The sequence below is a fragment of the Mesorhizobium sp. CNPSo 4670 genome (assembly GCF_057784235.1).
Map to the genome: position 1 here is coordinate 139,592 of NZ_JBWJFQ010000010.1, position 16,386 is coordinate 155,977.

At 63.3% G+C, this 16,386-nt stretch carries 16 protein-coding genes; 6 read left to right on the plus strand and 10 right to left on the minus strand.

Annotation, left to right across the window (positions count from 1 at the left end):
• The first annotated feature begins 154 nt into the window (after positions 1 to 154).
• Positions 155 to 1,030 (plus strand): l-ornithine N(alpha)-acyltransferase, encoded by an 876-nt coding sequence (gene olsB / locus AC0ZT5_RS18335; protein ID WP_457151051.1) that lies wholly within the window; start codon positions 155 to 157, stop codon positions 1,028 to 1,030.
• Between the two features lie 85 nt (positions 1,031 to 1,115).
• Here the strand turns inward: olsB and AC0ZT5_RS18340 are convergent, their stop codons facing one another.
• Both AC0ZT5_RS18340 and grpE read right to left on the minus strand, forming a co-directional pair.
• Entirely contained in the window at positions 1,116 to 1,748 is a 633-nt protein-coding gene (locus tag AC0ZT5_RS18340) for a trimeric intracellular cation channel family protein (RefSeq protein WP_477285641.1), read from the minus strand.
• A gap of 108 nt (positions 1,749 to 1,856) precedes the next feature.
• Positions 1,857 to 2,489 (minus strand): nucleotide exchange factor GrpE, encoded by a 633-nt coding sequence (gene grpE, locus AC0ZT5_RS18345; RefSeq protein WP_184876939.1) that lies wholly within the window; start codon positions 2,487 to 2,489, stop codon positions 1,857 to 1,859.
• A 240-nt stretch (positions 2,490 to 2,729) separates the two neighbouring features.
• Between grpE and AC0ZT5_RS18350 the strand changes: the two genes are divergently transcribed.
• From AC0ZT5_RS18350 to AC0ZT5_RS18360, 3 genes are all read left to right on the plus strand, one after another.
• Positions 2,730 to 2,930, plus strand: a complete 201-nt coding sequence (locus AC0ZT5_RS18350) for a hypothetical protein (protein WP_477285637.1) — start codon at positions 2,730 to 2,732, stop codon at positions 2,928 to 2,930.
• Positions 2,931 to 3,028: 98 nt separating this feature from the next.
• Positions 3,029 to 3,412, plus strand: a complete 384-nt coding sequence (locus AC0ZT5_RS18355; RefSeq protein ID WP_488497567.1) for a hypothetical protein — start codon at positions 3,029 to 3,031, stop codon at positions 3,410 to 3,412.
• Positions 3,413 to 3,569: 157 nt separating this feature from the next.
• Positions 3,570 to 4,592: a fatty acid desaturase gene (locus AC0ZT5_RS18360; protein ID WP_488497568.1), complete on the plus strand. Its 1,023-nt coding sequence runs from the start codon at positions 3,570 to 3,572 to the stop codon at positions 4,590 to 4,592.
• Between the two features lie 108 nt (positions 4,593 to 4,700).
• On the opposite strand, the gene AC0ZT5_RS18365 is transcribed toward AC0ZT5_RS18360, so the two are convergent.
• From AC0ZT5_RS18365 to cysG, 7 genes are all read right to left on the minus strand, one after another.
• The gene (locus AC0ZT5_RS18365; protein ID WP_184876947.1) at positions 4,701 to 5,321 is read right to left on the minus strand and encodes a DJ-1/PfpI family protein; all 621 of its coding nucleotides are present in this window, start codon (positions 5,319 to 5,321) and stop codon (positions 4,701 to 4,703) included.
• Positions 5,322 to 5,513: 192 nt separating this feature from the next.
• On the minus strand, positions 5,514 to 7,121 hold the full coding sequence (locus AC0ZT5_RS18370; protein ID WP_488497569.1) for a GMC family oxidoreductase: 1,608 nt from the start codon (positions 7,119 to 7,121) through the stop codon (positions 5,514 to 5,516).
• A 96-nt stretch (positions 7,122 to 7,217) separates the two neighbouring features.
• On the minus strand, positions 7,218 to 7,751 hold the full coding sequence (locus tag AC0ZT5_RS18375; protein WP_488497570.1) for a DUF934 domain-containing protein: 534 nt from the start codon (positions 7,749 to 7,751) through the stop codon (positions 7,218 to 7,220).
• Between the two features lie 168 nt (positions 7,752 to 7,919).
• A complete protein-coding gene (locus AC0ZT5_RS18380) occupies positions 7,920 to 8,684 on the minus strand; it encodes a phosphoadenylyl-sulfate reductase (RefSeq protein WP_488497571.1) in 765 nt (254 codons plus the stop codon).
• Complete coding sequence (locus AC0ZT5_RS18385; RefSeq protein WP_477306853.1) at positions 8,659 to 10,329, minus strand: nitrite/sulfite reductase; 1,671 nt, start codon at positions 10,327 to 10,329, stop codon at positions 8,659 to 8,661. Before AC0ZT5_RS18385 ends, AC0ZT5_RS18380 begins: the two co-directional genes overlap by 26 nt.
• Before the next feature lie 42 nt (positions 10,330 to 10,371).
• Entirely contained in the window at positions 10,372 to 10,665 is a 294-nt protein-coding gene (locus tag AC0ZT5_RS18390; protein ID WP_488497572.1) for a DUF2849 domain-containing protein, read from the minus strand.
• Positions 10,662 to 12,113 carry a siroheme synthase CysG gene (gene cysG / locus AC0ZT5_RS18395; protein WP_488497573.1) on the minus strand — a complete coding sequence of 484 codons (1,452 nt, stop codon included), beginning with the start codon at positions 12,111 to 12,113 and terminating at the stop codon, positions 10,662 to 10,664. The genes AC0ZT5_RS18390 and cysG overlap by 4 nt, the downstream gene beginning before the upstream one ends.
• A 485-nt stretch (positions 12,114 to 12,598) precedes the next feature.
• Between cysG and AC0ZT5_RS18400 the strand changes: the two genes are divergently transcribed.
• Entirely contained in the window at positions 12,599 to 14,440 is a 1,842-nt protein-coding gene (locus AC0ZT5_RS18400) for a cation:proton antiporter domain-containing protein (RefSeq protein ID WP_488497574.1), read from the plus strand.
• A 37-nt stretch (positions 14,441 to 14,477) separates the two neighbouring features.
• On the opposite strand, the gene AC0ZT5_RS18405 is transcribed toward AC0ZT5_RS18400, so the two are convergent.
• The gene (locus AC0ZT5_RS18405) at positions 14,478 to 15,287 is read right to left on the minus strand and encodes an AraC family transcriptional regulator (RefSeq protein ID WP_488497575.1); all 810 of its coding nucleotides are present in this window, start codon (positions 15,285 to 15,287) and stop codon (positions 14,478 to 14,480) included.
• A 160-nt stretch (positions 15,288 to 15,447) separates the two neighbouring features.
• On the opposite strand from AC0ZT5_RS18405, the gene AC0ZT5_RS18410 reads away from it, so the two are divergent.
• Entirely contained in the window at positions 15,448 to 16,368 is a 921-nt protein-coding gene (locus AC0ZT5_RS18410; RefSeq protein WP_488497576.1) for a zinc-binding dehydrogenase, read from the plus strand.
• The last annotated feature ends 18 nt before the right edge of the window (positions 16,369 to 16,386 follow it).

Genomic DNA, 16,386 nt, shown 5'->3' on the forward strand with positions numbered 1-16,386 from the left:
CCGCTGGCGTAACGTAGCCGGTTGACCGTATTCGCCAGCCGACGAAGTATTGCCCACGAGGTCGTATCACGGTACTGTCACAATCCTGTTGCACCTACACCGTATCCCCGTGCCAAGAGGGATGGCTCGAAGGAGAATCCTCGTGCATACAGTTATGCCGGAATGTGACACTCGGCCGAACGCCAGCAGCGCCTTGCTTGCCGGGCGTAACGTCGATTCCGTCATAAAGGGCGCAGCACTCGGCCGTATCGGTAATCTCGAAGTGCGGCTCGCCCGCAACGAGGCCGAGATCGCGGCCGCGCAGGAAGTCCGCTACCGGGTATTCTACGATGAACTCGGCGCCAGGAAGGATTTGTTCCAGGCGCCGGATCGCCGTGACGCCGACCGGTTCGATCCGCTCTGCGACCATCTGCTCGTCTTCGATACTTCGCTTTCCGGCCCCGAACATCGCCGTATCGTCGGCACCTATCGCCTGCTGCGGCAAGAAATCGCGGCCGCCGCTGGAGGATTTTATTCCGAAGGTGAATTCGAGCTGACCAAGCTCATCGCCCGTCACCCCGGCCAGCGTTTTCTCGAGCTCGGCCGCTCCTGCGTGTTGCCTGAATATCGGTCGAAGCGCACCATTGAGGCGCTGTGGCAAGGTATCTGGGCCTATATCAACCATTACGAAATCGGTGTGATGACCGGCTGCGCGTCCTTCCACGGCACCGTGCCGGCGGCGCATGCCGAGGCGCTTACCTATCTCGCCCATCACTGCCGGACGAATTCGGCCTGGGACGTGCGCGCGGTGTCCGGGCGCTACTGTTCGATGGATCTGATGCCGATAGAGGCGGTCAACGCCAAGGCGGCGATTGCGGCGATGCCGCCGCTGGTCAAGGGTTATCTGCGAGTCGGCGCCCGCATCGGCGATGGCTGCGTTATCGACCGCGAATTCTCGACGGTCGACGTGTTCGTCGTGATGCCCGTAAAGGAAATCGGCGCCCGCTACGTCAACTATTATGGCGGGGAAGCCCAGCGCTTCGCTGCGTGAATAGCCGAATAGCGAATAGGACGTCGTGGCCGGAGTTGCGCGGCAACAACCACTATTCGCTACTCCCTATTCGCTATTCCCTCTTTCACGGAATATCTTCCGGTCGCCGGCCGGGCCGGCTCTTGTAAGGGGGAAATGCCCAACCGAAGCGGAGCGCCCCACCGCGCACGGCGAACGCCGCGGCGAAGCCGGCCAATCCTGAGACAATCTGCGGCAAGCCAGCAACATCGCCTGCTGTAAAGATGGCAGCGCCGACGAGCGCGGCCGTGACATAGATTTCGGGCCTCAGCAGCACGGAAGGCTCCCCCGCCAGAAGATCACGCAGGATACCGCCGAATGTAGCGGTCAGCATGCCGGTGATCACCGACACCGCCGGCGAGCCGGTGATGGCAAGTCCCTTGGCCGCGCCCATCACGGAAAACGCGGCAAGGCCGATGGCGTCGAGCCAAAGCAGCAGCTTGTAACGGGATTCGACACGGTGCGCGGTGAAGAACACCACCACCGCCACCACCGCGCAGATCAGCACATAGTCCCGGTTTCCCACCCAGAACACCGGTACGTTGAGGATCAGGTCGCGAAACGTGCCACCACCGATGCCGGTGACGCTGGCCAGGAACAGGAAACCGATAATGTCGAGCTGCTTGCGTGAAGCAGCAAGCGCCCCGGTCGCGGCAAAGACGGCGACGCCGGCATAGTCGAGAAGCGCGATGGGGTTCATGAGTGAGCGAATAGCAAGAAGGGAGTAGCGAATAGGGAATAGCACGAAGCCACTTGGCCGCTATCAACTATTTCCTACTCGCTACTCCCTATTCGCTACTCACTCTCATCAGGCGTCTTTCTCAGCCTGCTCATTGACAGGCCCAGGCTCGACTGCCGCTTCGGCCGCAACCTTCGGGCCGCCCTTGGCGACGCCGACCATGGCCGGGCGCAGCACCCGCTCGCCGATCGAATAGCCCGGCTGCACGACCTGGACCACGGTGTTTGCCGGGACATCCGGATTGGGCACTTCAAACATAGCCTGGTGGAAATTGGGATCGAACTTCTCGCCTTCAGGCGTGAGTTTCTTGACCCCATGCCGTTCCAGCGCCGACAGCATGGCGCGCTCGGTGAGGTCGACGCCTTCGATCAGCGCCTTGAAGCCGGCGTCCCCGGATGCCTTGGCTTCAGCCGGGATGGCGTCGAGCGCGCGGCGCAGATTGTCCGACACCGACAGCATGTCGCGCGCGAAATTCGCCACCGCGTAAGTGCGCGCGTCGTGCACGTCGCGCGCGGTGCGGCGGCGGAGGTTTTCCATCTCGGCCGCGACACGCAGCGCGCGGTCCTTCAGGTCCTCATTTTCCTTCAGCAGCCGCACAAGGGCTTCATAGTCGCCATCGATGCTGCCTTCCGTGCGCTCGGCATTGGCCTCGGTCGCCTCGACTTCATCGGGCGCGCGCTCGTCTTTTGCCTGGTCGCTCATCGCCGTTTCCCGTCAATCTCGAATGATATGGATTTTGAGCCCGATATCGAGGTTTGGCAGCCAAAAATCAAGGGGTAAGCGACAGTCGAGGCTCATTGCCAGGGCAGGACACCGAACGGCACGGTCTTTCGATATTAATTCAAGCTTTACCTTAAATGACGGCGTTACTTGCCACGAAGGCGTAACGCGGGAACCATTTCCCTGCTGGAGGAGTTTCGAAGCTGACACAGGATTTTTGAGATGATGACCCGCAACAAAGGCGAAAAGGGAGAACGGCTGGCCACCGAGGTCAGGCGCCAGTTCGGTGCCGAGGCGATGACGCGCTTTCTGCGTACCTTGCCGGCCTTCCGCACCGAGGCCGACATTCCCGACCGCCTCAGGGAGCTGCTCGACCGCCTCGACGGGGCGGAAGACAGCGACATCGGCTGGCGCCGGCAGTAAACGCAACGATCAATCTGGCAACAACCCTCCATCGGCAATAGCCTGAGAGAGCCGAACCATCTAGTGAGGGACGCGTTATGATTCGCATGGAGGACGTAGTGCGCAAGGTTTCGATCACCTCATTGCTGTCGGCGCTTGTCGGTCTTGGCGCCGTTGCATTGGTGGCCTTTCCGTCACAGGCAGAGAGTCTGCAGCTGGAATTGGGCAAACATGGCCCGCGGCTGAAGCTCCTGCCAGATTGCGATCCCAACTACGACGATTGCGACGTCACCCGCCGCGACGACTGGCGCGACCGTCGTCACTCACGAGGCTGCACGGAAGACCGGGCTCTCGACAAGGCGGAACGGATGGGCATCCGCCGGGCAAGAATAGAGTCCGTCGGCCGCCGCGAGATCACCGTCCGCGGCAGACAGGACGGCTACCGCGTGCGCGTGACTTTTGGAACCGAGCGCGGCTGCCCCATCCTCGATCGCGAGTCGTGATCGCCCCGAAGCCGAAAAAACCGGCGCTCCAGTGTGAATCGTCAACTGGTCAAGTTGGGACTGACCGGGTCGACCGCCGAGCCACGCGACAATTACGCACAGTAATTTTGCGTGATCCCTGTCTTGCGGCGGCGGGACACCCCGCCTATGCTTCCTGATGAACATGATTTCCCCTGAGGCGGCCGCCAACAGCAAGCGCGCCTGGCTTAAGATTCTGGCGCGCTACAAGAAGCCTGACAGGCGCCGCAGCGCGCTCGAACTCGCCATCACCCTTATTCCCTTCGTCACGCTCTGGGCGCTCTCTTCAGCCGCCTATTCCTACGGTCATTGGTGGGGTCTGGTCCTCGTTCTTCCAGCGGCCGGGTTCCTGGTGCGTATCTTCATGATCCAGCACGACTGCGGCCATGGTTCCTTCTTCGCCAATCGTTATGCCGACGACTGGATCGGCCGCGCGCTCGGCATCCTGACGCTGACGCCCTACGACTGCTGGCGGCGTGCCCACGCGACCCATCATGCCAGCGCCGGCAATCTTGACGAGCGCGGCATGGGCGACATCAGGACGCTGACCGTTGCCGAATACCGGCAATTGTCATGGCGAGGCCGCCTTGCCTATCGCCTCTATCGCCACCCGCTGGTGATGTTCGGACTGGGACCGATCTGGCTGTTCATTTTCGAGCAAAGGCTGCCCGTGGGCATGATGCGCGGCGGCCTGACCCCTTGGGTGTCGTCAATGACCACCAATCTTGGCATCGCGGTTGCGGCGGCTATCCTCATCTGGTTCGTCGGTCCCGGCGCGTTCCTGGTTGTCCATCTGCCGATCGTCATCCTTGCCGGTTCGGCCGGCATCTGGCTTTTCTACGTCCAGCACCAGTTCGAGGAGACGGAATGGGCAAAGGATGCGGACTGGGAATTCCAGCACGCCGCCCTGCACGGATCGTCCTACTACGACCTGCCTCCGGTGCTGAACTGGTTCACCGGCAATATCGGCGTGCACCACGTCCACCACCTCTCCGCCAAGGTGCCGGGCTACCGGCTGCAGGAAGTGCTGCGGGATTATCCGGAGTTGCGCGGCATCGGTCGCGTCACGCTGCTTGACAGCCTGCGCTGCGTCAAACTGGCGTTGTGGGACGAAAATCGCCGCAAGCTGGTGTCGTTCCGCGAGGCGCTGGCGGCGGCGTAAAGAAACCGCCGCACCTTACGGCGCGGCGGCATCTGGCGAAGTCCTCAATTTGTTTTGACGCAATTCCGGACGGAATCCGTTTCCCGCTTTTCCTGAAATTGCTCGCGATCAGGCCGCCTGGCGTTCTTCGCGCATCAGGATCTCGCCATGGCGGATCTCGGTGCCCAGCACCTTCAGGCACTCGCGGATGAAATTGGACAGGCCCGGCCAGCCCTTGGCTGAAACGAGATTGCCGTCGACATGGGCGCCGGTCGGCGCGACATCGATGTAGATGCCGCCGGCCAGCGTCACCTCCGGCTCGCAATAGTGAAGCGCTGCGACTTCCCGGCCCCGCACCACGCCGTCGACGGCGATCAGGATCTGCACGCCGTGGCAGATGGTGAAGATCGGCTTGCCGGCCTCATGGAAATGCCGCACCAGCGCCTGCACCCGCTTGTCGATGCGGATGTATTCCGGTCCACGCCCGCCCGCCGCATAGACGGCATCATAGTCGTCCGGCTTCACCTCGGCGAAGGTCTTGTTGAGGATGTAGTCGTGGCCAAGCTTTTCCGTATAGGTCTGGTGGCCTTCGAAATCGTGCAACGACGTCTTCAGGATATCGCCGGCCTTCTTGTCGGGGCAGACGACATGCACCGTATGGCCAACGGCATGCATGGCTTGTTCAAAGACGAAAATCTCGTATTCCTCGCTGAACTCGCCAACGAGCATCAGTATCTTCTTGCCAGCCATTCTCGGTTCCTCCCTTGTGGCCACATTTATTTCGGATGGTGAAATAATGGAGCTATCCTAAGGGCAGCGCGGCGAAAGGGAAAGCACAAATCCCCCATTGGTAAGACCAGTTCCCGTTGACCGGGAGTGGCATCGCTATAAATCGCTTCAAAACGGGGGAAGATAGAGCCACTGGTTGGACCAGAACTCCTTTCAGGCCACCGCCTTGATCATGTCTGCCGCCTTCTCGGCGATCATGATGGTCGGCGCATTGGTGTTGCCCCCGATCAGCGTCGGCATCACCGAGGCGTCGACCACCCGCAAGGCCCGTATGCCGCGCACGCGGAGCTGCGGATCGACCACCGCCATGTCATCGATGCCCATCTTGCAGGTGCCCGCCGGGTGATAGATCGTATCGGCGCGGGCTCGGATATGGGTCATCAGTTCCGCATCGCTAGATACGCCGGCGGTGTAGATTTCCCTGGCGCGGTATTTGGCCAGCGCCGGCGCCTCCAGTATGCCGCGCATCATTCTGACACCCCTGAGCAACAGCTCGGCGTCGCGTTTGTCGGACAGAAAACGCGGATCGATGCGCGGTGGCGCCAGCGGGTCCCGCGCCGACAGCCCGACCTCGCCGCGCGAATGCGGCCGCAGCACGCAGACGTGGCAGGAAAAACCATAACCCATATGCAGCTTGCGACCATGATCATCGACGATGGCGATGCAGAAATGCAGTTGCAGATCGGGACGGTGGATGGCCGGGTCGGATTTGAGGAAGGCCCCGCCCTCCGCGTAGGGGGTGGCGATCATACCGCCGCCATCCCTGCGCCAGCGCCGCAGATGCCGCAGCAGGCCAGGGAGACCGCGCAGGCCGATTCCCATCATGTCGGTATTCTTCGATGTCCAGCCCATGATGAAATCAAGATGGTCCTGCAGGTTCTTGCCGACGCCGGGCAGTTCATGGACGATCGGAATTCCGTGCGCTGCAAGCTCGACAGCCGGGCCGATCCCGGACAGCATCAAGAGCTGTGGCGAGCCGAAGGCACCAGCGCAGACGATGACCTCGCGCCTGGCTTTCGCAACGGCTTCATTCTTGCCGGCGCGATAACGCACGCCGGCGGCCCGCTTGCCTTCAAGGACGATACCCGTGGCGTGCGCTCCGGTGACAACAGTGAGGTTTGGCCGGCTCATCGCCGGGTGTAGATAGGCGGCGGCTGCCGAACAGCGCTCGCCATTGCGGCGTTCGCCCCAGAATTGCGTGACCTGATAAAGTCCGGCCCCTTCCTGTTCGACGCCGTTGAAATCATCGTTGCGCCGGATCTGGTTTTCGCCACAGGCCTCGACAAAGGCATTGGAGAGCGCACGCGGCTCCTGCTGCTCGGCGACCCGCAATGGTCCTTCGCCACCGTGCAAGGCATCCGCACCACGCTGATTGCCTTCGGCACGCCGGAAATAGGGCAGCACCTCGTCCCATGACCAGCCGTCGCAGCCGAGATCGGCCCATTCGTCATAGTCGCCGCGGTGCCCGCGTGTGTAGAGCATGGCATTGATAGCGCTCGAGCCACCCAGCGCCTTGCCGCGCGGCTGGTACCCCTTACGGCCGCCAAGCTCTGGCTGCGGCACGGTCTCGAAGGCCCAGTTGTTGATCTTCGGCCGGCCCGGCAACAGCGCGATGACACCTGCCGGCGCGCGAACGACCAGGTTTCTGCCCTCGCCGCCGGCTTCGATCAGGCAAACCCTTTTCGATGGATCTTCCGAGAGCCGCGCGGCAAGCGTGCAGCCGGCGGACCCGCCACCGGCAATGACGTAGTCGAAATCCATGATCTCCTCCCGGACACCCGGCGGATGTTTCCGTCCGGATGACCAAGAGAAGGCCCGATCACAGCCGATGTAAAGACGCGTCGAATTACCGCTGCGTCAGCTGACGCGAACGCGCCGCCAGGAATATTTTGGTCCCTTGCGCTCCGGCACGGCGGCTGGCTGGTAATAGAGCCCCAACCCACCGGTGCGGCCCTCTTCCAGCCGCTTCAACAGCACCGGGTTAGATATCTCGAATTCGTCGAAGCCGAGCCGCAGCATATGCGGCAGCTGGTCGACCAGCACCTGGCCGGTGGCGCGCACTGCACCCTCGAAATGATAGCGGCTGCGCAACAATTCGCCCTTGGAGAAGGAACGGCCGTCGCTGAAGGCCGGGAAGGCCAGTGCCACCAGTGACAGCTGGTCGAGCAGATGAGCGATCTTCTCGAGCTGGTCGCCGGGCTGCAGCGCGACGCCGAGCCGCTCCGTAGCGGACCGGCGTACCTCCGGATCGAGATCGAGAAACGCCTGCAGCGGCAGGATGAAGCGGCCATTGCCGGACAGCGCGTCCGCGCTTTCGGCATGAGCCCACTCGTCCTCGCGAAAACCCGTTGGGGTCCAGAGGCGGGTCTCCGGTGTCATCGGCTCAGTCATCAAAAATTCCTAAGTCCAAAAGAATTCCAGGGTGCGTGAAATTCAGGTCAGGCCGAGACAAAAATGGGTGGGTTCCGAGAACCGGAGCGGAGCGTACTTAAGTACGTGAGCACCGGAAGCGCAGGAAACCGCCATTTGCAGGCCGGCATCACCTGAATACTACATACCCTAGAGCGATGCGTCGGTCAGCGACTTTTCCAGTCCCGACAGGTGAATGCCGCACTCGGTCTTGGCATGACCGGCCCAGCGGCCGCTGCGCGCATCCTCGCCGGGCTGCACCGGCTGCGTGCACGGGAAGCACCCAATCGACAGATAGCCATAGGCGACCAGCGGATTTTCGCGCAGCGCATGCGCGCGCATGTAATCCGCCTGGTCCGATGTCGTCCAGTGCGCCAGCGGATTGATTCGGATGCGCGGGCCGACCGCCTCGAACACCGGAAGCGCTGCCCGGGTCGAGGCCTGGAAGCGCTTGCGGCCGGTGAACCAGGCGCGGAAAGGGGCAACGCCACGCGCCAGTGGCTCGACCTTGCGCACGTCGCAGCAGGCGTCGGTATTGCTCTGGTGCAGATTGCCCGTCGGGTCGATCCGTTCGAGCGCTGCTTCTTCGGGCTTGATCACCCGTATGTTGGTCAGCCCGAAATCGGCGGCAAGCGCGTCGCGATAGCTGAGCGTCTCCTCGAAATGCTTGCCGGTGTCGAGGAAGATGACCGGCAGCGTCCGGTCGATCTTGGAGATCATGTGCAGCAGCACGGCCGAATCCGCGCCGAACGACGACACCGCGGCGATCTCGTCGTGGAACAGTTCGCGGGCCGAGCGTTCGATGATCTCGAGCGGGGTCAGATGACCATAAAGCGCATCGAGCCCCGCCGCTTTCGCGGCGATGCCGTCATCGACGTCGACGATACGGTCAAGCGGCCTTGGCTTCGCCAGCATAGAGCGCCTCCTTGAACGGCGCGGGACCGACTCGGCGGTAGGCGTCGATGAATTTTTCTTGTGGGTTGAGCCGAAGGCCGAGATAGGTCTCGACGATCTGCTCGATGGCGTCGGTGATTTCTTCCGAGCTGAAGCCGCGGCCGATGATCTCACCGACCGACGTGTTCTCGTCGGCCGAGCCGCCCAGCGTCACCTGATAGAGCTCGGAGCCCTTCTTCTCGACGCCGAGGATGCCGATATGGCCGACATGGTGGTGGCCGCAGGCATTGATGCAGCCGGAAATCTTCAGCTTCAGTTCGCCGATCTCGCGCTGCCGCTCCAGCGAGGCGAAGCGGCGCGAGATTTCCTGCGCGATCGGGATCGAGCGCGCTGTCGCCAGCGCGCAATAGTCGAGGCCCGGGCAGGCGATGATGTCCGATATCAGGTTGGAATTGGCCGTCGCCAGGCCGATGTCGACCAGTGCGTCATGGACCGCCTTGAGATCGGCACGCGCCACATGCGGCAGGATCAGGTTCTGCTCATGGCTGACGCGAAGCTCGTCGAAGGCGTATTTCTCGGCGATATCGGCGACCGCTTCCATCTGGCTGTCGGAGGCATCGCCCGGCACCTCGCCGATACCCTTCAGCGAAATGGTCACCGCCGCATAGTCGGGATGGCGGTGCGTCACCACGTTCTGGTCGAGCCAATCGGAAAAGCTCTTCGAATCGAGGCGCGCCAGCTTAACCGCTGCGTCGCCGTCCGGCCGGTCGGTAAGCGCCGGAGGCGCAAAATAGGCCTGGATGGCGCGGATATCGGCGTCCGGCAGCTTCAGTTCGGCGTCCTTCAGTTCCTGCCACTCGGCCTCGACCTGGCGAGTGATTTCCTCGACGCCGGTCTCGTGGACGAGTATCTTGATGCGCGCCTTGTACTTGTTGTCGCGGCGCCCATAGAGGTTGTAAACGCGCAGGATCGCCGTGCAGTAAGACAGAAGGTCGGCCTCCGGCAGGAAGTCGCGGATCTTCCTGGCCACCATCGGCGTGCGGCCCTGGCCGCCGCCGATATAGACGGCGAAGCCGAGTTCGCCGGCGGCGTTCTTCTTCAGGTGCAGGCCGATGTCGTGGGTCTGGATGGCGGCGCGGTCACGCTCGGCACCTGTCACCGCGATCTTGAATTTGCGCGGCAGGAACGAGAATTCCGGATGCACCGACGACCACTGGCGCAGGATTTCCGCATAGGGGCGCGGATCGGCGACCTCGTCGGCGGCGGCGCCTGCGAAATGATCGGCGGTGACATTGCGGATGCAGTTGCCGCTGGTCTGGATGGCATGCATCTCGACGCTTGCCAGATCCGCCAGGATCGCCGGAATGTCCGACAGCGCCGGCCAGTTGAACTGGATGTTCTGGCGCGTGGTGAAATGGCCGTAGCCCTTGTCGTATTTGCGGGCGATGTGGCCGAGCATGCGCAACTGCTTGCCGTTCAGCGTGCCATAGGGCACCGCGATGCGCAGCATGTAGGCGTGCAGCTGAAGATAGACACCGTTCATCAGCCTCAGCGGCCGAAACTGGTCCTCGGTGATTTCGCCGGCAAGGCGGCGCTGGACCTGGTCGCTGAACTCGGCGACGCGGGCCTGGACAAAATCGTGGTCGAACTCATCGTAACGGTACATGCTTCGTCTTTCAGGGCGCGTCCGCCCATGCCTGTTGTCTTGTTAAGCTGCCCGGGCAGCCTGCTTGCCGAGATCGTTGCGGATGGTCGGGCCGGCGGCGCGGATCTTCTCGCGCAACCGCACCGGCTCGACGATGCCGTTGACGACATCGGCGTCGATCAAATTGACGTCGACCACTTCGTTGTCGGCATAGGCCTTGACGCCGATCGCCTCCAGGCGATCCTCGGCCGCCTTGTCGTGCGCGAGGTCGGCATGGTCCACCGTCTCGGCCCAGCCGCCATCGGCATACCAGACGGCAATGCCGTCACTGAGGCGGTTGGCGGTCAGTATCTTCATTGTTGAACTCCCTCAGTGGCAGCTGCGGACACGCCCGCATGCCTGTGTGCCGCGAGCGGCTCGGACCGTTCAAAGTTGGCGCCGGCAACCGCATCGCCGATGATGGTCATGACCGGGCCGGAAAGATCGGCACGCGCTTCCAGCGACGGCAGGTCGGCAAGCGTGCCGTGGAAGCGGCGGCGATTGGCGAGGCTGGCATTTTCGACCACGGCCACCGCCGTGTCGGGCGACAGACCGGCCTCGATCAGCCGCCCGGCAACCTCGGCCGCCACCGAGCGGCCCATATAGACGGCGACGGTCGCGCCCGAAATGGCAAGCTTGGCCCAGTCGGGCAGCGAATTGCCCTTGAGGTCGTGGCCGGTCGTGAACACCATCGATGAGGAAACGCCACGCAAGGTCAGCGGCAATTCGAAATCGGCGGCGGCGGCGAAAGCCGCGGTAACGCCGGGAACCACCTCATAGGCGATGCCGGCATCACGCAGTGCTGCCATCTCCTCGCCGGCCCGGCCGAACACCAGTGGATCGCCCGACTTCAGCCGCACGACACGCTTGCCTTGGCGCCCAAGTTCGACCAGCAGCGCATTGATCTCGGCCTGGCTCTTGGTGTGGCAGCCCTTGCGTTTGCCGACCGGCAGGCGCTCGGCATCGCGGCGTCCCATGGCAACGACCGCTTCCGGCACCAGCGCGTCATGGACGATGACGTCGGCCTCCATCAGCAGGCGGTGGGCGCGCAGGGTCAAAAGATCCTCGGCGCCCGGACCGGCACCGACCAGCGCGATATGGCCCGAAGCCGGCGTGTTCGAAAGCAGAAGATCGACGGCGGCGTGATGTGCCTGCGACAGCTGGCCGGCGTCCACTGCATGGGCGGGCGCGCCGCCGAAAAAGTCGCTCCAGAAGCGGCGGCGGGCATTGCCTTTCGGCAGCAGCTTCTCGGCGGCACCACGAAACGACGCGGCAAGCGTTGCCAGCGGCCCGAGCGACGGCGACAGCAGCTGGTCGATGCGGCTGCGCAGCATCTGGGCAAGCACCGGGCCTGCCCCTTCCGTGCCGATGGCGATGGCGACCGGCGCGCGATTGACCAGCGCCGGGGTGAAGAAATCGCAGAGCTCCGGCCGGTCGACCGCATTGACCGGGATCCCCAGCCGGCGCGCGTCCGCGGACACGCGGCGGTCGAGTTCCTCGTCACCGCTGGCGGCAAATACCATGACCGCGCCTTCGAGCTGCGACGCGTCGTACGTGGCGGCCACATGGTTCGCGCCAGCCTGAACGATGAAGGCCAACAGGTCGGGCTCGGCGTGTTCGGAAATGATGCGCAGGACCGCGCTCGACTGCCCGATCAGCCGCGCCTTGGCCAGCGCCTCGTCGCCGCCGCCGACGATGGCCACGGTTTGCCCCTCGACCCGCAGGAAGACGGGGAAGGCATTGAGCTTGGGAACAGTGTGCGGCATGGACGCGAGCGTAATCCTGAACAGGCCTGCAGTTCTACGCGCGGGCGCGAAAAACCAGAAGGAACGCACTCGCGCATCGCTTGTCGGGATGCAATCGCTTTTCTGAAAGCCTGTCGGCCAAGAGAAAAATATTCCTCGTTGGCACATGGAGCGGATTCAAGCTGCTGCCGCAGGCCTTGATTTGCGCCTCTTTTAGCGCCCGACGGAAAATATCGCAAAACAGTTTTTTCTAAATTCTACCAATTTAGTAGATTAAAGCCGCCTACACCAAAACCCAAGCAAAGTAGCAACATCTCTGCCCTTTTTCGATCAGGCGGTGACATGATCTGCGTAATTCTGACGGCATTCGTTTTCTGCGCCCTCGCCGTCGATTTCGGGCGCTTACGGGTTGCATCGTCGACACGCCTTCCACCATATTGCAAACAGGCGGCGGCTTCGGGCGGCGCACATCCGACATCTCTGGTTTGAAAGGCGCTCCATAGACAATGCCGCATGACACGCCCCTTATCGCCACCATCGTCGCCGGTCTGGGGCTGGCTTTCGTCTTCGGGGCTCTCGCCAACCGCTTCCGCATTCCGCCGCTGGTCGGCTATCTCGTAGCCGGCGTGCTGGTCGGGCCGAACACGCCCGGCTTCGTCGCCGATGCCGGCCTTGCCAATGAGCTCGCCGAAATCGGCGTCATCCTGCTGATGTTCGGCGTCGGCCTGCACTTCTCGCTGAAGGATCTTCTGTCGGTCCGCGCCATCGCCGTCCCCGGCGCCATCGTCCAGATCGGCTTTGCCACCGCACTCGGTGCCGGGCTGTCCTGGATGCTCGGCTGGTCGATGGGCGCGGGGCTGGTTTTCGGCCTGGCGCTGTCTGTCGCCTCGACCGTGGTTCTGCTGCGCGCCTTGCAGGAGCGGCGCCTGATCGAGACGGAACGCGGCCGCATCGCCGTCGGCTGGCTGATCGTCGAGGACCTAGCCATGGTGCTGGCGCTGGTGCTGCTGCCGGCCCTTGCTGGCGTGCTCGGCGGCCAGGAGCCGGCGGACGCTCACGCGAGCGGCCTGCTGTCGCTGCCGGCCAGCTACGGCATCTGGGGCGTCGTCGGCATCACGCTGGCCAAGGTGGTCGCCTTTGTCGTCGTCATGCTGGTCGTCGGCCGCCGGGTCATCCCCTGGATCCTCCACTATGTCGCCCACACCGGCTCGCGCGAACTGTTCCGGCTCGCCGTGCTGGCCATTGCGCTTGGCGTCGCCTTTGGCGCGGCCAAGCTGTTCGGGGTTTCGCTGGCTTTGGGCGCCTTCTTTGCCGGCATGATCATGAGCGAGTCCGAGCTCAGCCATCGCGCCGCCGAGGAATCGCTGCCGCTGCGCGATGCCTTTTCCGTACTGTTCTTCGTCTCGGTCGGCATGCTGTTTGATCCGTTCAGCCTGATCAGCAATGGCTGGCCGATTCTGGCGACGCTCGCCATCATCGTCATCGGCAAATCGCTGGCGGCATTCGTCATCGTCATTGCCTTCGGTTATCCGCTGGCCACGGCGCTGATGATTTCGGCGAGCCTGGCCCAGATCGGCGAATTTTCGTTCATCCTGGCCGAACTCGGTGTCGGGCTGAAACTATTGCCCGAACAGGGCCGCGACCTGATCCTGGCCGGCGCCATCCTGTCGATCGTCCTCAACCCGCTGATGTTCCTGGCCATCGACTGGATGAAACCGTGGCTTGAAGCCCGCGCCGCCAGGACAGCGTCACCCGTCGAGGCAAAGCCGGTCGGCCCGGCGACGGAACCCGGCCAGGTGGCCTCTGTTGCGGCGGCGACGAACAGGGAAGACGGGCCGCCGCCCAGGTCACCCCTCGCCAACCACGCCATCCTGATCGGCTATGGCCGCGTCGGCAGCCTCGTCGGCGTGGCGCTGAAAGAAGCTGCCCTGCCCTTCCTCGTCATCGAGGATGCCGACAAGACGCTGGCCAAGCTGAAGGCCGACGGCATCGAGACCGTGTCCGGCAATGCGGCGAATGCCGAAGTGTTCGCCGCCGCCAATCCCGAAGGCGCCAGGCGGCTGATCCTGGCCATCCCTAATGCCTTTGAGGCCGGCCAGATCGTGCTGCGGGCGCGGGCTGCTAACCCCGGCATCAACGTCATCGCCCGCGCCCATTCCGACGCCGAGGTCGAGCATCTCAAGGGGCTCGGCGCCGACACGGTGATCATGGGCGAGCGCGAGATTGCACGAGGGATTGTCGAAGAGGTGTTGGGGCAGAAGCCACCAGAGGCCTCTGAACCGTCCGCTGCCTTAGCCGATCCTGAACAACCATTGCTCGCCGCTGGCCGATGGCCGGTGACAGATTGAATAGCCGATCTCAACAGTCCGCCGTCGATCAGATTGATCACGCAACGAATGCTGAGCCGCCATTCTGCGCGACGCTGCTGAGATACTGTGCTGGAGGCTTGCCCAGCGCCTTCTTGAACATTGTGATGAAGGCCGTGACGGACTCATAGCCGAGAGCTGCCGAAACCTGCTGCACGCTCGCCCCAGAGGCCAGTTCCCGTATCGCGACGATCAGATGCAGTTGCTGGCGCCAGCGTCCGAAGCTCAGGCCTGTCTCTTTCACCACCAGCCGTGCCAAGCTGCTTTCGCTGAGAGCAACACGCCGAGCCCATTCTGCCAGATTGCTGCGGTCGGCGGGATTCTCGGCCAAGGCATCGACGATCCGGCTCAAGCGCGGCTCTGACGATATCGGCATATGCAGCTGCTGGACAGGCATGCGCGGCAGTTCGTTGAGCAGAACCGTGATCAGCATGGCCTTCCGAGGATCGTCGTCCTGCCCGTGATCGGCCAGCTCGACGATCAGTTCGCGCAGCAGCGGCGAGATCGACAGCGTGCAGCACCGGTCCGGCAGATCGGCGGCTCCCGGCTCGATGTACACGAAGAAAATCCGGGCGTTGGCGGTGGCGATATTGCTGTGCTCCATACTGCCGGGAATCCACACCCCGCAATGCGGCGGCACCATCCACAGGCCGCTGGGGACGCGGCAGGTGACGCCGCCACCGAGCGCGAAGACAAGTTGGCCTTTGCGGTGCCAATGGGAAGGGACCTCAGCCCTGGTCTCGGTGACTTCAACGCGCACGGCAATCGCCGGCTCGGAAAGCGCATCCACATCGAAATCGAGCCAGGGGTAGCGGAGAGGCTGTCTCATGATTGACGGTTTTTAGCGATCGATTGCGATGATATCTAAATTATTCAAGAGGGAAAGTCGATAGGTTCCGCCTCGTGAATGAGCACGTCTGGAGCGCGGTGCAGGGCATATCCGCCGCCCGAAGGCTATGCATCCACCACGCAGCAATGAGGTATGAACTATGCTCGCCCTGGTCATCTCTCCCGACAGCGCAACCGGGTTGAAGCTCGCGGAGCTCGACGAGCCTCAACCGGCCTCTAACGAGGCGCTTATCTCGGTCCATGCAACCTCGTTGAACCGTGGTGAATTGCGCCTGCTCGCCATGCGTCCAGACGGCTGGATACCCGGCCAGGATATCGTCGGGGTTGTCGACAGGGCAGCAGCCGATGGCTCCGGGCCAGCCGTGGGCGCCCGGGTTGCGGCTTTGGTCGACCACGCCGGCTGGGCCGAGCGTGTCGCCGTTTCAACCGACCGTCTCGCCGTCCTGCCGGATGACGTCAGCCTCGTCTCCGCCGCCACGCTTCCTGTCGCGGGCACGACGGCGCTCAGGACCTTGCGCCATGGCGGTGACCTGGCCGGCCAGCAGGTCCTGATCACCGGTGCAAGCGGTGCGGTCGGTCGTTTCCAGATTCAGATCGCCCACCAGCAGGGCGCTTCGGTGACCGCGGTCTCAGCCGCAAGGCATGCCGAGGATCTCCGCGGCCTGGGAGCCGGGCAGGTTGTCGACTCGATTGAGCTGGCAGAGGGGCCGTTTTCGCTGATCGCCGAATCAGTCGGCGGCGAAAGCCTCGCAAATGCGATCGAACGCGTTGCACCTGGCGGGACCATCGTCATGTTCGGCTCGAGCAGCGGCGAACTCACGCCCATCGGATTCCGCCAGTTCGTGCCGGGTCACGAAGGAGCGAGGCTTCAGACTTTCGCCTACTACACGTCTGGTTCGGGCATTGGCGCGGATATCGCCTCGCTGCTGGCTATGGTCACGGCTGGCCGGCTCGAAACGCGCGTGGTCTTGACCGTGCCGTGGACAGACATCGCCCAAGCCCTCGACGCACTGCGACAGCGCAGCATCAGCGGCAAGGCTGTTCTCACCATAACCGGATGAGCAGTCCTAGCCTGAGTC